Consider the following 19,264-nt stretch of genomic DNA (forward strand, 5'->3'; position numbering starts at 1 on the left):
TATTGAATTACAAAAACGATTTACGACTATTTTTTGTCAATACAATAAAAATCTTACTGCTAGTCAATTCGGGAATGAGAAAACTCGTGAGTTGTTTAATTCACTAAGCCAAAAAGCATTCTCTGGTGACCTCTAAGAAAAAAGAAAGGACTCAACACCGTGAAAATAACAAAAATATCTCTGACCAATTTCCGCTCGTTTAAAAGCACTCAATCCATCGAGCTTGCTCCGGTGACATTGCTATTTGGACCAAATAGTGTTGGTAAAAGCTCGGTGTTGATGGCGTTGGCTTATATTCAGCAGATCTTGAAAAATGGACATTGCGATCCACAAAAACTGGATGCACTCGGAGATAAATCCATTGGTGGTTTTCGATCTCTCGTGCATGGTCAGGACTTAAAAAAACCAATAAAGATCCGCTTGGATTTTGCTTCAGGCTGGACACCTTTTACCTATTATGGCTCTGACGTTGATGAGATGGCAAATGAGATCCAATATGTTAGATACCTTAATATGCATGATTTTGGTGGCAGTATTGAAACCGGATCGGTTGAATTTGAGATTGTTTGGTCAGCACGTTTCAAAAGAGCATATGTAAAGAAATATCGTGTATGGATTAATGGTATTTATGTAGGTTGTATAAGTTCTAGAGAGGATCTGAAAAACACGGCTATCAGTGAAATTAATACTCAACATCCATTACTGATTCCATTTAATCATGATGATTGGCTAGAGGACCAATATGGTGAGGAAAGTGAAAGAGAACCTTTAGATGATTCTGTCTATCATACTGAATTTGAAGAAGTGTTGAATCATCTTAATCCTAATCCGGCAAATACTGCCGCCGTTGCGGATACAGACGGTGTGGGAGCTGCGTTTGTAAATCGAGTTGCCCCAATCAGTATAGGTTGCCAAAGTGGAGCAATTCCACTTTTGGGTGTTCCTGTTTGGACTAATCTTATAGGGCAAGAGTTTGATGATCTAAGTGATCATTTTAATTTTTTAGTAGTACGAGAAATATTAAGCCAGGCATTTGTATTACCACTAGATAAACTTTTAAAATATCTAGATCAGAGTGCGCAAATAGGTCCACTTCGTCTAGTTCCTGACAACGATTATGTTCCCAATCCTCATCCAGAACAAAAAGACTGGGTTGATGGTTCTGCAGCTTGGGATCTGTTGTATAAAGATCCGAAAAGTGATGATGCAATTAAGAAACTGATTAGAGAGACCAGTGAGTGGTTTGCGTCGAGTGATAAGCTTGACGCTGGTTATGAAATTATTAACCAATCCATTGCTGAAATTTCTAATCTTTCAGGTGTACCAGATGAATTGGGTTTGTTAAGTAAACGCCATGTATTCTTCAAAGAGTTACGCTCAAATATCATGTTGTCTGCCAATCAATTGGGAACTGGGATTTCACAGGTTCTGCCTCTAATTGTTGCTGTAAATTATGATGATGTTGGTTTGATAAGCATTGAACAGCCTGAGTTACATATTCATCCTCGCTTTCAGGTTGAAGTGGCTGATGTGTTTTTTAAAACCAAAGATAAACATTCGTTTCTGATTGAAACTCATAGTGAACACTTAATTCTCCGGTTACTCAAAAGAATCAGACAAACAACGGATGATGAATTGCCAGATGGCTATCCATCAATTAAACAAGAGGATGTCACAATTGTTTATTTAGAGCCGACGAATGATGGTGTCGTGACTAAGCGTATCCGTATTGATGGAGATGGTGAGTTTGTCGACCGCTGGCCGCAAGGGTTCTTTGTTGAACGTTCTGAGGAGCTGTTCTAATGCATAGTTTATTTGCCATAGAGCCGGAGGCGATTGATAACTGGGCTGATTTTCGCTATACGGTCGAGAAATTTGGTTATAGCAATGGTCTTTTGATTGCCCGTTATCCTAAAAGATGGTTTGCCTTAGTTATGGAAGCCTGCAGAAAGAATGGGTTGGGTGATATTCAACTTAAACGGATCGAAGAAAAGCTCAGTCAGATAAAACAGGATCGGGTTTATAAATTTAGTCAACCTTATGATAGTGAGATCGACTGGATTCATAACACTACATCCGATGCAATTTGTTCACAATTGGATGCGATATTAGCCAAAGCTGATTTTGATAACGATAAAGTACATCCACTTAATCAAGTCGATGAAATTTTGTTCCAAAATCGCCGTGATATAAACATAAAAAGAACAGCAAATTGTTTGGCGGAATCAGCAAAATTTGTTTTCAGCGATAGTAGTGAGTTCACTTTAGTTGATCCTTATTTTCAATCAAAGAATAGATGTCTAAAGGTTCTGGTTGCCCTTCTAACTGTGTGCGGCAATATGGGTCGTAAGAACTGTGATTTTGTTATTCACACGGCTTACAGTAAATATCCCATTTCTGTTGAACAGTTCAAGAATGAATGTACAGCGATGTTAGCTCCGTTTTCCAATGATAAGACTACTATTCAAGTTGTTCGTTGGTCTGACGATTATTTAGATTTTGATTTTCATGCTCGCTATCTTATTTCTGAAAAAGCAGGTTTACGCATCGATCGCGGATTTGTTGAACCTGAGGATGTGGAACAAAGAGAGAATATGACAGACGTAACGTGCATGGATGAGAATAGGAAAAATCAAATCCTAGCACAATTTTCTGATTATGAAGGCAACCCAAAAGTGATTGATCATTTTCAATTGCTTTAGAGGTTATCAACGAAAGGGATAGGACTCTATTATTTGATATAATAATTTTTACTAAATAGTAATATATTTTATCGTTTCTAACCTGCCTTCCTGCTGTGTAAATTTTTAAAATATTGATTTATATATATTTTATTAGTTGGCATAAACCTTGATATATAGCCCATAACATTAATAAGAAGAGGAAAAATGTTATGGGCTATGAAATTGATTTTTTAGGTGTTGGTGAAGAGTCTAAGAGTGGTGATGCGATTGCTTTGCGTTATGGCAATCTGTACGGGACTCGCGAAGATCAAACCGTTGTTGTGATTGATGGTGGGTTCAAAGATACAGGTGCAAGCCTCGTTGAACATATCAAAAATTATTACGGTACATCTGTAGTTGATTTGGTTATCAATACTCATCCAGATTTGGACCATATCAACGGTCTGGAAACAGTACTCAATGAACTGGATGTTAAAGAACTCTGGATTCATAAACCGTGGGAACACAACCAGGGTTTGGCAGATAAGTTTAAAGATGGACGAGTCACGGACAACAGTATTGGTGAGCGCCTCAAGGAGAACTTAGAAAAAGCTTGGTCGTTAGTTAAATTGGCTGAAGCAAAAGGTATTAGAGTTCAAGAGCCGTTTACTGGTCTAGTGGACGCCGGTGGTGGTATTAAAATTCTTGGACCTTCAGCTGAGTTTTATGAGTCGCTTATTCCAGATTTTGAAGGCATGCCAGAAAAAGCCTCTCTATCAAATATGCTGGAAAGTGCATTTAATAAAGCGGCTTCTGCCATTCGTCGTTTCTTTGTCTCCTGGGGAGAAGATAAAATTGATGATAGTGGAGAAACCTCTCCTAGAAACAATTCGAGTGTCATTACCCAACTATTGGTGGATGAACGGCGCTCACTATTCACGGGAGATGCTGGTATTAAGGCCCTTGAATACGCAGCCGACCAATTAGAACAAAGTGGTCAAACTGCAGACCTACGATTTATACAAATTCCTCACCATGGTAGCAAACGAAATATTGGGAAAACGGTACTTAATCGTTTAGTCGGGGAGCCTGTTGCACAAGGAGAATCCCGCGGGATTACGGCGATAGCTTCCACAGCGAAATGGGCAGAGCCAAAACATCCAAGAAAAGCGGTGATGAATGCTTTTACTCACCGAGGTGTTAAAGTTCTCGCAACCAGAGGGACAGGGATCCACCATTACCACAATGCCCCAAACCGAGCCGGCTGGAATAGTTTAGATCCAGAACCTTACCACTATGAATATGAAGATGAGGTGGCATAAGATGGCTGGTTTATCTCTAAAGGCGAAAAATATCGCACCACTTTCTGTGTTAGTGGTTATTCAACTTGTTGCATTTTCTATGGTGAACCGTCATACCTTCGATACCAGTTTGCTGGATATCCTAAAGGATACTGGGGGGACGATGCTGGCAATTAGTGTATTAGCAGGGTGGCTTAGCCACCTTATGCCGGCAGACTTAAAAAATGCACTGGTGTTTCTTCGCTGGCGAAATGTGTTACCAGGTCATCGATTTATTCAGCTTGCCGAAAAGGATACTCGTATTGATATCGATTCGTTTAAGACGAGAGTGGTTGATTATGAATCTTTTAAATCTGACAACAAAAGCCAAAATAGTTACTGGTATCGGGAATTTTATCGACCGGTAACAAATCAGGATGAAGTAGCAACAACGCATAAATCGTATTTGCTTTACCGGGATGCAGCAGCGGTTTCCTTGATTAGTGCGGTTATCTTGGTGTTGACGAAATTGTTGGTAGACATACAGATGGCACAAATTGGTTTTGATTCCGTTTGGGTATTTGGTATTGCCATTATCGGTTTTATCGTCGCGGCGAGAAATGCAGGGCAGAGAATGGTCACCACAGCAATTGCTGTGAGCTTAACTACGATAGTTACAGAATAAATAACGTATATTAGCGGTTATTAAATAAAAGAGAATATAACAATGTCAGATCTTAAGAAATTTCAGGTTCAGAGTGCACGACCATTACCAATTATTGTTATGGCTGATACCAGCGGCAGTATGTCAGTTGACGGGAAAGTTGAGGCATTAAACAAAGCGTTAAAAGATATGATCAGCTCCTTCGCAGGAGAAAGTCGGTTAAGAGCAGAACTACAGGTTAGTGTTGTTACTTTTGGTGGTGTTGCTGAGGTTCATTTGCCGCTTACCCCGGCTTATCAAATTGAAGGAATTAAACCATTGCCTGCTAGTGGCGGAACTCCATTAGGTGATGCCTGTAAGTTGGTTGCTAATATGATAGAGGATAAAGAAAAAATACCTTCTCGTTCCTATAAGCCGGTTATTGTATTGGTATCAGATGGACATCCTACTGATGATTTCTCTGGGGCTTTTCAGTCTTTTTTACATGGTGAACGTTCTGCAAAGGCAACTCGTTTTGCTATGGGGATTGGTGCTGATGCAGACTTATCTCTGTTGGATGATTTTACTAATGATTTGGAAGCACCTGTATTTAAAGCTGAAAATGCACGTGATATTCATCGTTTTTTCAAAGCTGTAACAATGAGTGTGACGACTCGCAGTCGTTCAACTACGCCAAATCAGACAGCACCTTTATCTCTTCCTCCTGTAAACAGTGCAGAGGATGATGAATATGAAGAGCTAGATTTCTGATGAAATTGTTAGCAACGGCAAGTTCCGTGATAGGACCGGCTCATGTGCAAGACAATGTCCCTAATCAGGATGCCGTGTTAGTCCATGGCATTAATAAGGGAATGTGTATTTCAGTTTGTGATGGCTTAGGTAGTCGAAAACTGAGTCATAAAGGTTCCAAACAGGCTACAAAGGTTGTTCGTTCATTTCTCCGAGAAATAGAGAATGTTTCGAATCTATCACCATTAAGCATTTGCCAGCAGGTCCAGAAGCAATGGATGGAAATCTATAATAATGAATATTCGCAGTATGAAACTACCTGTCTTTGGGCCTGGAGTAATGATAAAGGTCAAATCAAAGCAGCCCAGGTAGGTGATGGGCTGTTATTAGTTAGAAGACAGGGGCAATTTTCTGTGGTGACACCCCAACGAGATGGCTTTGGTAATCAAACCCAAACTTTAGCTCGAGCGAAAGACAGTGATTGGTCAACAATTGAATGTTCTTTAACGTCACCCGGTGACGGTGTATTGCTGATGACGGATGGTATTTCCGATGATCTGATTCCTGAACACCTAGAAGCCTTTTTTGATGCAATTTTCAAGCAGTTGAAACGGACTAATAAACGTCGTTGTAAACGATGGCTAACAAAAGAATTGAATGAATGGACTACCCCGAGACATGGGGATGATAAGAGTATTGCTGGTATATTCAGGATTGACTGATTTATGAGTACAAATAAAACGAAAAAATTACCTATTTTGGAAGACATTCGTGGTGCTAAGTATCCACTAAAAAGTCAGTTGGCAAGTGGTGGTCAAGGGGTTGTGTACACAACGGAGTTACCCCAGGTTTTGATTAAAGGTTTTACGAATAAGGATGAAATAGCTAAAAAGCGTTGGCATTCTCATATTGAATGGCTTATTCGTCAGGATATTGCTGATCTGAAATTAGCCCGACCATTGGTTTTGTTAAAAGAACCTCGCATGGGTTATGTGATGGAACTGATGGATGGTTTAGTACCACTGAGGTCATTGTTAGATAGCTATATTGAAGCAACAGACAGTATATCAGAAGAAAATCAAACACCGCATATTCAGAACTATCTTGATCAAGGTGGTTTGCGCAGACGAATCCGTATTTTATGTCAACTGGCTCGTACTATTAACCAATTGCATAGTCGAGGAATGTTATATGGTGATATTTCACCGGACAACATCTTTGTATCGGATGATCCTAATTATTCAGAAACTTGGCTGATTGACTGCGATAACATTAGTTTTGAATCTCACTCTGGTTTAACTGTACATACTCCAGATTATGGTGCGCCAGAAGTTGTTCGTGGTGAAGCTATGTTGTCTAGTTTGACCGACTGTTGGAGCTTTGCAGTAATTGCTTATCAATTGTTGACCCATAACCACCCACTGAAAGGTGATTTGGTGAATGATGGAGAACCAGAGATCGAAGACGAAGCATTACGTGGCGAACATCCGTGGATAAACGACCCGGATGATCCTGATAATGAATGTTGGGCTAATTTACCGATTCAATTGATTGAAGAAAGTAAGTTACCCCATCTATTTCAACAGACTTTTGGACCTGGAAAAAATATGCCATTAGAACGTCCTAGTATGGCTGAATGGTTAGAAGCACTTACTGAAATAGATGAACATCTATTTGTTTGCCACAATTGCGGCGGTCACAGTTTATTACCGTTAGATAATTCTGATCTTGATGATATTTGTTGTTTCTTCTGTGAATCTGCTGCTGATGAACAATTAGTTCAGTTTGAGGAATTTATATTTTTATCAGACAAAGAAAAGCAGGAAAAATATCCTGAATTGGATGGCAATCAAGTCGTTACAGGCAGAAGAGTTTGTCTGCAACCCGGCGATAAAAAAGAGCTGAAGCGATTATTACCATCGTTTAGCTACGATAAAACCCCTAGTGATCATATTCAACTTGAGTATTCCGATTCCTATTTAATGGTTATTCCCGTAGAGCCTCTGCATATTTCTCGTGGAAATGAACATATTCAGGAATTTAGAAAAAAAATTCGTTTGAAAGCTGATAATCGCGGGAAAAGTAACGAACCCTACTGTATTCATTTGGGTAATCCGCAAGACACGCACATTTTTTGGGAGTTTAGGTGGTAAGTCATGCAATTAAAAGAATTCCCTTACTTTGCTAATGATGTTATTAACATAACATCAGAAGAAAATATATCCCGTTTACGAGTAAATCAACCAGTACAACTTTTTGAGTACGATGATCACTGGTTATTGCAACAGGCTGAAGAGCGGGTTTCAGTTTTTTGTTCCAAAATCGTTCGCCCACATCTGACCAGCTTAACAAGACGAGATCAAACACGTTGGATGCTTGCACATATACAGAACAATACATTGCAACTGCAATATATGGCACCAGTGGAGATTAATACACTAGATTTGACGCTTGGTGTTGACGGTTTGATTTCGGATGATTTGTTTACAAAAAATGAAATTAGTGAAAATAGTATTGAATTAGCATGCCAATGGTTAGCTGAGCATTTTATCCTTTCGACGACAAATACTTCAGATTTAGCTAACTCGGATACTTCAGAAGAAAATTGGTTATCGATATCTCGGTTTAGTAATTCTAATCGTGGGAATGGTTTTCAAATATTAGGTAAAGCTTGGCGTGCTGATGTGGAAGCGCAGCGTGATGACCGCTATTTGATTAAGCGTATAACACGTCATGCTCGTCGTGACAGCGGATTTTCATTCTTGAACGGTGAATTTTCTTTTACTGATGTAAGCACCACAACAGCATTAAATAATGCGTCACACAGAGCCATGTTGGATGCTGCATTACGAGATAATGGAAGCTATTTAGAGTTGTGGAATCTCTACAATGATAAAGAATGGGAAATTGCCCTAAAGAAAGCAGAGACACTTAGAGCATTACGTTTTACTCATTCTGAATCATTTGAAGATACTAGAACAAACCGCTGGAATATTTGGCCAAAATCAGCTGAAGCATATCAAGAGTTTCAGGCAAACTGGAAATCGTTAGAGTTGGATAAAGCAACGCAAGTTGATTTATCCGAACAAGCTCCCGATTGGGCTGAAGAACTTAGCGTTGATAGTACATCTGGAGATCAACGCCAAAATCCTCGAGGTGAAATTCGCTTTGAGGACGATCATATTGTCTTTACACCATCATCGGAACGAAGAGATGCGGTTCCTCGATTTTCCAGACAAGATGGAGAAAATGGCAAAGGTGGCTGGTTGTATTTGTCACTAGCTGGGCAGCGTACGGCAGGGAAACGTCGTTTGAGTGCTCGCCAGGTGATTGATTCCGGAAAACGAATGCCCCAATTAAAATGGTTGTTGGAAGGTGTTTCAGTCCCAATGGATAGACATCGAAAACTCAAAGGATTAACGCCATACGCTAAAGATACTTTTAAGGGCGGAAAGCCAACAGATAAACAGTTGTTGGCATTGGAAACAGCATTAAATACTCCTGATCTGGCTATAATCATCGGCCCTCCTGGTACGGGAAAAACTCAGGTAATAGCCGCATTACAGCGTCGACTAGCAGAAGAATTTGAAGAGCAGAATATCAGTGGTCAAGTGTTGGTAAGTAGTTTTCAACATGATGCTGTTGATAATGCACTTGATCGAAGTCAGGTTTTCAATTTACCAGCAACTCGAGTAGGTGGAAAAAAACAAAATGCTGATGAAGAAGGAAACTTTAGTCGTTGGGTTGATGCTCAGTCTAATTATCTGAAAGAACAAATTGACCAACAATATAAGAAAATCCCATTTCTAAAAAAATTAGATGAAGTTTCTCTGTCGATGACTTTGTTGCGTGTCAGTCAGGTTTCTCCGGCTCAGTATATTGAGCGCCTTCGGCAGTTGTATCGTCAGTTAGATGATTTACAACAACTCAATATGCGAATACCTATGCGTTTGATAAGCGAATTGGAAGATTATATTGCTGAGCAGGAGCAAGAGACTGCTGTATGTGAACATAGTGGCGGTAATGAAACTCTTTTGCGTAGTATTCGCGGTTTACGAGTGACAGAGTTAAGTTTTGCAGATGACGGGTGTGCAAGAGCAGTAGATTTGTTACGTGAATTAAAACGACAGTTGCATCGCTTTTCCAAAGAAAGTAAAGAATTACTGCAACAAGCCTCAGATACGACGCAGCCTGATAATCAGTTATTGCAGTTATTGAATAATCTCAAAAACCAATTACTTGACCAGTATTTACCTGATTATCGACCTCCAGAACTGAAACAGGTTCTTGATAAGACGGGAAGTGATTTGCTAGATCGACTTGAGTTATCTCTTGACCAGTATATGCATCAGCATAAACAGGGAGTTGCCTGGGCTCTTCAAGAGCTTGTTGATAACATCGAAACTGATCGATTATCTGCATTAAACACGACCGAAGAGTATGCCATGGTTGTAGGCGCAACCTGTCAGCAATCTGCAGGTAAGAAAATGGCAAATCTAAAGGCTATAGTTGATCTTGATAGTTCTGAAATTGAATTTGATACGGTCATCATCGATGAAGCTGCACGGGCAAACCCACTTGATCTGTTTATTCCAATGTCGATGGCAAAACGTAGAGTTATATTAGTTGGTGATGACCGTCAGCTCCCCCATATGCTTGAACCTGATATAGAAGAGCAACTTCAAGAAGAACATTTATTGACAGAACAACAATTGGCAGCTTTTAAATCTAGCTTGTTTGAACGCCTACGGCTGCAGCTCGATAAGTTAAGTGATTATTCTCGAGTTGTAATGCTTGATACCCAGTTCCGTATGCATCCTATTCTTGGTGATTTTGTGAGTCAGCAATTCTATGAATCAATTGGTTTGGATAAAGTAAAAGCTGGCAGACATGCCGATGATTTCACTTTTTCTTCCGAATTAATTGATGCTCTTGAATATGAGGGTAAGTTTTATAAGGACAAAGTTTGTCAGTGGATCAATGTACCTTTATCTGATGGGAAAGCTAATAAACGTGGGACTAGCCGGATTCGCGATGCTGAGGCTGAACGAATTGCAACAGAAGTACAGCATCTGTTTGAGGCAGCAGGAAATAGTTTATCGATTGGTGTTATTACTTTCTATGCAGCACAACGAGATCTTATCATGGAAAAATTGGCTACCAAACAGGTAAACGGTATTCCACTTATGGTTAAACGTGAAGGACAATATGAACCACATGATGAGTTTAAGTGGGCAGTAAAAAGGAAAAAAGATGGAACAATAGACAAAGAAGAGGGTTTGCGAGTTGGATCTGTAGATGCCTTTCAGGGGAAAGAGTTCGATGTGGTGTTATTGTCTTGTGTAAGAACGTGGCAAAAGCCGGCACTAGATTCGGTGAAGATAGAAAATGATGAGAAATCTTCTGATGAGAGGTACGAAAGCAAACTTAATCGTATGTTTGGATTTTTACGTTTGCCTAATCGTATGAACGTAGCAATGAGTCGTCAGCGTCAGATGTTAATTTGCGTTGGAGATCCAGAATTAGTAACCAATGAATGTGCACAGGAAGGTGTTCCTGCCTTGAACGCATTTTATGAACTATGTGGAGGTCAGCATGGCTGCATTCGTTGATACTATGACTTACCTTAAATACGGTAATAAACCTTCAGGTAAAGCCAGAGCTATTCTTTGGCCAGTGCTTGTTCATCAAGTTCTGTATCCAGAAGTTCAACAGCCTAAAATGAACTTGTTTCAAAAAGTCGTGATGCGTTTAATTCGAGCTAATACTTTTGATGCAGGTGATATCGCTGAATTAACAGGTTTCCATATCAATTTGGTTAAGCTTATTCAGGCGCAATTATTAAGTAGAGGCTGGATTGATGATAAAGCGATCGAATTGACCGAGTCTGGACTTAAAGCGATTGGTGAAGAAGACGATCAAAGTGAACAATTAGCTAGTGGGTATCTTTTCCAGGATGCCGTCTCAGGTAAGTTTTGGCCTAGAATTGATAATCGCCTCGCAATAATAGAACCGGATAATCCAAGTGACAAATTCCCTAAATTTTCATTAACTCGTAAAACAGGGAAAGTATTGGAGCCATTCAAACCGTCATTTAAACCTGTCAATCATGCCACACCAAAGACACAAGATACCATGCGGGCATGGCAAGACTATCGTAGTGATTATCGTATAGCTCGACAGCTATATACACCTGATAAGTTACCAAAACAGATAAAACTTTCAGGTTTGACTTATCAATCAGAGCAACCGGAATCTGCTTGGATATTTGTATGGATTACTGCAAGTCATAATAGCAGACTTTGGAGTATTAAGGATCCTTTTGATATTCGTGATGAAGCCTGGTGGTTGACTGGAAACTTGCCTGAACTATTAGAAAATGACAAAAATCTATCTCGAAGTTTGAGTGGATTAATTGAACAGCCAGAGCCTGAAAATCAGACAGTGTCAGAGTGGTTGATAAGTTTGCGGGACCAAGCATCCTTACAAGTAATGATGGACTATCCATGGGTACAAAAGGAGCCTGATATTGCAGATGCATTATCGGTTGTACTTACTCGTCAGGAAATGTTGGAAAATGGGCAAAATCATAAAAATGACCTGGAAGCAGCCATTACAGAATGTCAAAAGCTGTTAGAAGTGTTGATGCAATGGCTGATTAAATCCTTTCAAGGAGCAGTTGAACAATTGCCTAAGTCAAAACAAAATGACACAAATTTAAACCGTAGTTTATTAACTAACCTAAATCTTCCTGCATTTACTGAAGATGTTATAGCAACCCTGTCTAGGCAGAAGCTACAAATGGTTATTCGTGCTTTCAAAAATCCAACAAGTTCCTTAAAAGCTTTAGTTTTTGCAGCCGCGCTTGGGACGATAGGTACCGATGTACATCCGCTGAAAGTACTTAACAGTGAACAATTGGATTTACAAAAATTATTAGCGTTAGCTGACTTACGCAATCAAACCAGCCACGGGAATAGCCGTTATACGGGGAAACAGTACACTGAAATAACGGTTGAAGTGGTTCAGGAAAATATCGAATTCGCATTACAATTTACAGAACAATTTAAGGAATGGATCCGTGGCTAGAAATAAAAAAAATAGCGGAAATCAACCCCAGAACAACGTAGCAATAACCCAAAAGTCGAATGATAAAATCCAGTTGGAAAAACAGATACCAATGTGGACAGCATCTTTTGAAAATGCTAGTAAAGTCTTTGATTGTGTGGGTAAAAAAATGAATATATTGGTTGATGAAGATTATTTGAAGAGTCTCATTAACGCACTCCCTAATGAGAAAACAAGCCAGTTCAGAGGTTGGGTTCAACAGTTTGCCGATGTTTGCAAAGAAATTAATAAATATAAACTCGGTCTGGATGAAGAATATAAAGCTCGTTGGGATACCAATAATCAAAAAGGCTTAGAATTAGAAGCATTAGAAGAAAAACTTCATACAGAACAAGATGATCTATGTATCCGAACTGAAAGTTTAGGAAAACAAAGTAATGAATTGGATCTTCTGCAAACAAAGTTGGCAAAACAACAAAGTGAACAGACATCTCGTGAACGCGAACTGAATTCTCGTGAGCTAAATGCTAACCAAGGTTTTGAACGACAAAATCGTGAATCGTTAGAGCAGTTGAAGTTAGAACAAGAAAAAGAAATAACAGGTTATAAATCAAAAATCTCCGAGTTAAGCAAGCAGAAATCTGAGATTGAGCATGCAATTGAAGCAGCTAAGCTAACTCTGTCGGATACTGAGCAGCAACGTAAAGCTGAGTTGGATAATAAAGCAATTGAACTGATTGCGTTGCAATCTGCTCAGCAGGTTAAGGAATCAGAGCTGGATAAAGAGAAGGAACAGCTTAAGTTGCAACGGTCTGCTTTAGAAGATGAAAAAGCGGCTTATAAAACGACACTGAATTTAAAAAATCATTATCAGGAAGAAACAATTGAACGTCAGCGTAAAGAGATTCAAGATGCTTTGGATCTGGAGAGAAAACAGCTTGATGATGAATGGGAAGATTTGCGTGAAGCTAAAGATAATCTTGATTCTATCGTTGATGAAAGGATGGATGAAGAACGAGAATCCCATCAAAAGGAAATTTCTAAGCAGAAACAAAAGATAGATAAAGCATGGAATAAAGTTGAGCAATTAAGTGATAAGTTGTTGGATTTTGAAGAGTTACAACACTCTTTGGGTGAACAACCGATAAGAGAATTTATTGATCAATTGGATCAGCTTAAACAGAATAACCGAGAATTAAAAAATAAGCTTTCTGACACTGATCATGCCGGTTTGGAAGAGCAAAATGAGAATTTACGTGCTCGTGTAGCCGAATTGGAAAAAGAACTAACTAAGATTCGCCCAGAATTTGAAAGAGTTCAGTCTGAAGCTGCACAAAAGAGAATAGCGGCTACACAGTTGCAGGCAATTCAGCAGGAAAAAAGGGTACTTGAACAGCACAAAAACACATTAAGTGTGCATATTGACGATTTGGAAAGTCGTATCGAAAAGCTTACCGATGCGCATAAAACTCAGACACCTTTCCCTGCTATGTCAAATATGGACAGCAACAAGAATTTTCAGGCGACGATGGAACTCGAAGATGTGCCTGATCTTAGTATCTTTGCATCAGAGCTTCAGCAGCGAATTGCTCAGGCAGAGCGCGTACAACTATATTACCCCTTAGAAGATATCCGAGTATTACTGGGTGGTCTAGCAATGAGCCAGTTGCATGTTTTTCAGGGGATCAGTGGTACAGGTAAAACCAGTTTGGCTAAAGCGTTTGCTAAAGCGATGGGTGGTTTCTGTACGGATATTGCCGTTCAGGCAGGCTGGCGTGATAGAGATGATCTACTTGGTCACTATAATGCTTTTGAACGTAAGTTTTACGAAAAAGATTGTTTACAAGCACTTTATCAGGCCCAAACACCTCGCTGGAATGACACCTGTAACGTTATCTTGTTAGATGAAATGAACTTATCTCGACCTGAACAGTATTTTTCGGAATTTCTTTCTGCATTAGAGAAAAATGATCGTCGAGACCGTCGGATCAGTTTATCTGAAACTGCTTTGCCAAATGCGCCTAAGGGATTAAAAGATGGTCGACAAATCTTAGTACCACAGAATGTTTGGTTTATCGGGACATCAAACCATGATGAAACGACGAATGAATTGGCAGACAAAACCTATGACCGTGCACACGTGATGACGCTACCGAAACAGGATATACGTTTCAAAATCGATAAATTTGATAATGCTAATTATTCATTTAGTTCACTTCAGAGAGCATTCAGACAGGCAACTCAAAAACATAGACGGGAAGTGGAAGAGTTACTTTCCAATTTGTCTGAGCATGATATTACCACGCAATTGGCTGATGTATTTGGACTTGGTTGGGGTAATAGATTTGAACGCCAGGCAAAGAATTTTATTCCTGTGATGTTGGCTAGTGGTGCAACTAAAGGTGAAGCCTTAGATCATTTATTGTCCAGTCGAGTAATGCGAAGTGGTAAAGTGACTGGGAGATATGACATTAATGCTGATGAAATAGGAAAAATGACTGATGCGTTGAATGATTTTTGGAGTAAAAACGATATACCTAGTGATCCTACTAAGTCCTTAGAATTATTAAATGCAGATCGTCAACGCAAGGAGCGTATGTAATGTGGTTTGATCGACTAAGCCAAAATAAGTTGACGACCTTACCTATGGATGTTGAACCCGGCCGTTATCAATGGCTGGGTAATAGAGACGAATCTTTGAATGGTCGCTTTGATATTCACGATAGAAATTTATTACTTAATGATGGTACAGCACGCTGTCAGCTAATTTCTGGAAGCCATTCATTTTTCTTGCCCAATAAAGAACTCAAATCCGATATAACTTTATTTAATAATGCAATAAGGACCATATGTAAGCAGTTGGAAAACGATACGGATGATTTGATATCACCAATGCTACCGGTATCCGTTATTAGTTCAGAAAGTGATTTGTTACCTGTTGAAAAAATGTTGTTGCAGGTGCTTGATGAGGGGCATTTACACCAGATTTCACAACGACCAAGATTAGATATTAAATATAATGAAGAAGTCACTGATGCATCCCGAGCCAAACGATTAGCAAAAGGAGCATTGGTTCATTTGGCTTCTCATTCGGAGTGTTGGCAACGACAGACACTTAGTGGTGTTGTGCCAAAGAAGGTGCTGGCTCAGTTTAGTGATGATGAATTCAACATATACGAAAATTGTATCTATGCAAGATTACTGGATAAATTTGAACTTCACCTTCAGGGACGGTTATTTACCTTAAGGACTCTATTGTCCACATTAGATCAGGCAATGGAATTTTATCAGTCAGATAATATCGACTTCCGTTTGTCACAAAAAGTATGTGAGTTATGGGGAATGACATTTGACGAAGATTCAACCGGAAAAACCTCAGAACTCTTAAGTTCGACCTTGGATACGTTACAACATTTGCTTAAGAAAATTCGAAATTTGAAATTGAGTGGTTTGTATTTATTGGTTAATAGAGCTAAACAAATTTCTGGTACGCTGTATAGAACTAATATCCTAAGCCATGACCCTCATTATCGTCATTTAGCTTTTCTCTGGGAAAATTTAGAAAAAACTGTGTTACGTTCAAAAATGTCTCCAGATGAACAGTTTAAAGATAATCAATTTTTGTCCGATGCATATTCTCGATATACAGGTCTTGTTCTTAAACATGCTTTATTCCCGTATATGGGGGGACAAGATGAATGTTCTTGGGCTGGTAGAACGTTAAGACTTCAGAGAGATGGCTTAGAATGGCAATTGTTGAGTTTATCTTCTGATGGTTCCTATCCAGGTGAAATTTTACTAACGATAATACCGTGGATTAGCTATTTATCTCTGTCTGAAGAACAAATACCGTTATCGAAAGATCAATATATTGCTTGGCCTAGTATTGGGGAATCATTTCATCAATGTGCATATCAGAAAAATTTTATTAATCTTTCTCCTTCAGATATGTATTGTGTTGAACGTTTCGGCTTGTTAATTGATCAAACGTTATATCAAAAAGTTCTGAGTTCCTTTTCAAAGCCAATAACAAAGATACCTACAAAAATTTTAGCGTTGGCCGAGAAAATGGATCATATATCTGTGGATCATCAGCAATGCCGATTAGAAATTCATGGTGAAATACATAAAGAAAATAAGGAAAAGTTAAGGAAAGCCTTGATTGGAAATAACGCTCGTAAGCAAGCGTCAGATCTAGAATTTCGATATCAGGAAATATTATTTTTGGGGAAATGCCCAGTATGTTCATCTACAAATGAAATTATTTTTCAAAAGCCAGGTTTCAAAGAAAAATGTGATACCTGTGGTTTGGAACGATACTTGAGAAAGACCAATGGTGCGTTTCATTTTGAGCAGAAATACTTAAGTCGAAGCGGAATAAATGATTTTTTGAATATAGGAAGAAGGGGTTTTTCTTTAAGAATTTAGTTTGAAAAGAGTAGTTGGGCATATTGTCATCGTGTGTCTTTCAATATGAGATACTCCTAATTGAGCAGCTATTACCATTTTAGCTAGTTATCTGATTGATTTTTGTACTCTCGCCCTGTTCGCTATTAACAGACGAAGGTTCTTGTTGACCTTCGTCGTTGCGGGATCAGACGCCGGCGAATTAAATAAGCGGGAGGATTCGGGATTAAGACCCGATAAAGAAATTCAACAAGTGTAATCATCCCCTAAAATAGCGGCATACCATTTTAGAGTTCTTCAGCATACACTGAGTGAATCAGGGAGAACTCGATATGAAGAAATCACGTTATACCGAAACACAGATCGTTAAGATTTTGAAAGAAGTAGAAGGTGGCCGTCTTATCAAGGAAGTCTGCCGAGAATACGGTATATCAGACGCAACCTATTACAACTGGAAAACCAAATACGGTGGTATGGAAGCGTCCGATGTTAAACGTTTAAAAGAGCTGGAAGTAACACACCCGGAATAGATGGAGTCATCTGGAATACAGATGCTCGTCGGATGACCGCAGTAGATCAATTGAATCGTAAAGGTTATCGAGCCAAACCACTCAGACGCATCTACATCCCGAAAAAGAACGGCAAACTTAGACCTCTAGGCATTCCATGCATGATAGATAGAGCGCAACAGGCTCTGTATTTACTTGCTTTGGAGCCGATATCGGAAACGATAGCTGATCCTAACAGCTACGGTTTTCGCCCGAATCGCAGTACTGCTGACGCTATAGCACAATGCTTTAAATGTTTGTGTCTTAAGCGCTCAGGTAAATGGGTTTTGGAGGGAGATATTAAAGCTTGCTTCGACAAAATCGGGCATGAATGGCTAATTGAAAATGTTCAAATAGACAAACGAATGCTAAAGCAGTGGCTAGGCTCAGGCTATATTGATAAAGGTTTGTTTTACCGAACATCGGAGGGAACTCCGCAAGGCGGAATTATCTCTCCAACACTTATGTTACTGACACTTGCGGGCTTAGAAAAGCTTGTAAAGGAAGTAGGTAAGAGCTCGGGAGAACGAGTTAACTTCATCGGTTATGCGGATGATTTTATAATAACCGGATCATCAAAAGATGTTCTTATTAATGAAATCAGACCTCGGTTAATTGGTTTTCTAAAAGAAAGAGGGTTGGCACTCTCTGAAGAGAAAACACACCTTACTCATATAGATGATGGCTTTGACTTTTTAGGTTTTAACCTCAGGAAGTACAAAGGTAAATTGCTCATCAAACCGAGTAAAACTAACGTTCTCTCTTTCTTGGGAAACTTGCGTGAACTCATCAAGAAGCACGCAACAATGCCAGTCAATGATCTTATTAGACTATTGAATCCTAAACTGAAAGGTTGGGCGAATTATTATCGTCACTGCGTTGCAAAACGAACTTTCGGCTATCTCGGTCATCAAATCTTCTGGCTTCTGTGGCGATGGGCGGTTAGACGCCACCCTACTAAGCCAAAAGACTGGGTCAGGCGCAAATACTACATGAATAGAAGTGGTGGTTGGCAATTTCACGGTTGGCAGAAAATCGCGAACATGGACTGTCATTACAACTTAGTTCAAATAGCGAAAACGCCGATTAAAAGACATGTGAAGATCCGAAGTGCGGCTACTGTAGTGGCATAGTGAATTTGGTCACTTAGTTAGAGGTGATATCATCACCTCATAAGTTAACAGGTGACATTATGACAAAACGTACAAGACGACTATTTAGCGCAGAATTTAAGTTAGAAGCAGCGCAGCTAGTCTTAGACCAAAATTACTCAGTGACTGAAGCAGCCCAAGCCATGAATGTGGGCAAGTCCACGATGGATAAATGGGTTCGCCAGCTTAGAGAAGAACGCCAAGGGAAAACACCGAAAGCTTCACCTATGACCCCTGAGCAAATAGAAATTCGGGAATTGAAAAAGAAGCTGGCTCGCCTTGAAGAGCATAATGAAATACTAAAAAAAGCCACGGCTCTCTTGATGTCGGACTCACTGAACAATTCTTGATAATCAAGAAACTCAAGCAGAGCCACAGCGTAAAAATATTATGCGAAGTCTTCAATGTTCATCGAAGTAGTTATCACTATTGGCTTAAACGCCCAGCGTTAATTAATGCGGAAACAATAAAACTGCGCAGCTTGGTCAGTGAGGCTCATGCCGCAAGCAATGGCTCTGCGGGAGCGAGAACCATTGCAGATATAGTCACAAATCAGGGTGTAAAGCTGAGCCGATACCGAGCAACAAAGCTTATGAGAACGCTTGGTTTAGTGAGCTGCCAAGAGCCAAAGCATCGCTACAGAAAGGCTTCACAAGAACATATTGACGTTCCAAATCACTTAGGTCGTCAGTTTGCGGTTACCGCCCCAAATGAGGTCTGGGCTGGTGATGTTACGTATATTTGGACAGGTAAT

Annotated in this window: 11 protein-coding genes and 3 pseudogenes; all 14 read left to right on the forward strand. The window is 39.5% G+C overall.

Annotated features, from left to right (window positions below; all coding sequences use genetic code 11):
- The first annotated feature begins 159 nt into the window (after window positions 1–159).
- The gene (locus tag NB504_RS17130) at window positions 160–1,803 is read left to right on the forward strand and encodes an AAA family ATPase (RefSeq protein ID WP_258429421.1); all 1,644 of its coding nucleotides are present in this window, start codon (window positions 160–162) and stop codon (window positions 1,801–1,803) included.
- Entirely contained in the window at window positions 1,803–2,702 is a 900-nt protein-coding gene (locus tag NB504_RS17135; RefSeq protein WP_258429423.1) for a hypothetical protein, read from the forward strand. Before NB504_RS17130 ends, NB504_RS17135 begins: the two co-directional genes overlap by 1 nt.
- A gap of 191 nt (window positions 2,703–2,893) precedes the next feature.
- Window positions 2,894–3,985 carry a ComEC/Rec2 family competence protein gene (locus NB504_RS17140; protein ID WP_258429424.1) on the forward strand — a complete coding sequence of 364 codons (1,092 nt, stop codon included), beginning with the start codon at window positions 2,894–2,896 and terminating at the stop codon, window positions 3,983–3,985.
- Between the two features lies 1 nt (window position 3,986).
- Entirely contained in the window at window positions 3,987–4,628 is a 642-nt protein-coding gene (locus NB504_RS17145; RefSeq protein ID WP_258429425.1) for a hypothetical protein, read from the forward strand.
- 42 nt (window positions 4,629–4,670) lie between these two features.
- Window positions 4,671–5,357: a VWA domain-containing protein gene (locus tag NB504_RS17150; RefSeq protein ID WP_258429426.1), complete on the forward strand. Its 687-nt coding sequence runs from the start codon at window positions 4,671–4,673 to the stop codon at window positions 5,355–5,357.
- Window positions 5,357–6,058, forward strand: coding sequence for a PP2C family serine/threonine-protein phosphatase (locus NB504_RS17155; RefSeq protein ID WP_258429427.1), 702 nt, complete (start codon window positions 5,357–5,359; stop codon window positions 6,056–6,058). The genes NB504_RS17150 and NB504_RS17155 overlap by 1 nt, the downstream gene beginning before the upstream one ends.
- Window positions 6,059–6,061: 3 nt before the next feature.
- Window positions 6,062–7,489 carry a protein kinase domain-containing protein gene (locus tag NB504_RS17160; RefSeq protein WP_258429428.1) on the forward strand — a complete coding sequence of 476 codons (1,428 nt, stop codon included), beginning with the start codon at window positions 6,062–6,064 and terminating at the stop codon, window positions 7,487–7,489.
- A gap of 3 nt (window positions 7,490–7,492) precedes the next feature.
- On the forward strand, window positions 7,493–10,948 hold the full coding sequence (locus NB504_RS17165; protein WP_258429429.1) for a DEAD/DEAH box helicase: 3,456 nt from the start codon (window positions 7,493–7,495) through the stop codon (window positions 10,946–10,948).
- Window positions 10,932–12,425, forward strand: a complete 1,494-nt coding sequence (locus NB504_RS17170) for a HEPN domain-containing protein (protein WP_258429430.1) — start codon at window positions 10,932–10,934, stop codon at window positions 12,423–12,425. Before NB504_RS17165 ends, NB504_RS17170 begins: the two co-directional genes overlap by 17 nt.
- Complete coding sequence (locus NB504_RS17175; protein WP_258429431.1) at window positions 12,418–15,006, forward strand: AAA family ATPase; 2,589 nt, start codon at window positions 12,418–12,420, stop codon at window positions 15,004–15,006. The genes NB504_RS17170 and NB504_RS17175 overlap by 8 nt, the downstream gene beginning before the upstream one ends.
- Complete coding sequence (locus tag NB504_RS17180; RefSeq protein ID WP_258429432.1) at window positions 15,006–16,832, forward strand: hypothetical protein; 1,827 nt, start codon at window positions 15,006–15,008, stop codon at window positions 16,830–16,832. Before NB504_RS17175 ends, NB504_RS17180 begins: the two co-directional genes overlap by 1 nt.
- A gap of 311 nt (window positions 16,833–17,143) precedes the next feature.
- Window positions 17,144–17,323: pseudogene (locus NB504_RS17185) on the forward strand (transposase); the annotation flags it as partial.
- A pseudogene (ltrA, locus tag NB504_RS17190) lies at window positions 17,320–18,480 on the forward strand (group II intron reverse transcriptase/maturase); the annotation flags it as partial. The pseudogenes NB504_RS17185 and ltrA, both read left to right, overlap by 4 nt.
- Before the next feature lie 71 nt (window positions 18,481–18,551).
- Window positions 18,552–19,264: pseudogene (locus NB504_RS17195) on the forward strand (IS3-like element ISVch4 family transposase); the annotation flags it as partial.

The organism is Vibrio sp. RM-69-4 (assembly GCF_024743775.1).
GTDB classification, from domain to species: domain Bacteria; phylum Pseudomonadota; class Gammaproteobacteria; order Enterobacterales; family Vibrionaceae; genus Vibrio; species Vibrio anguillarum.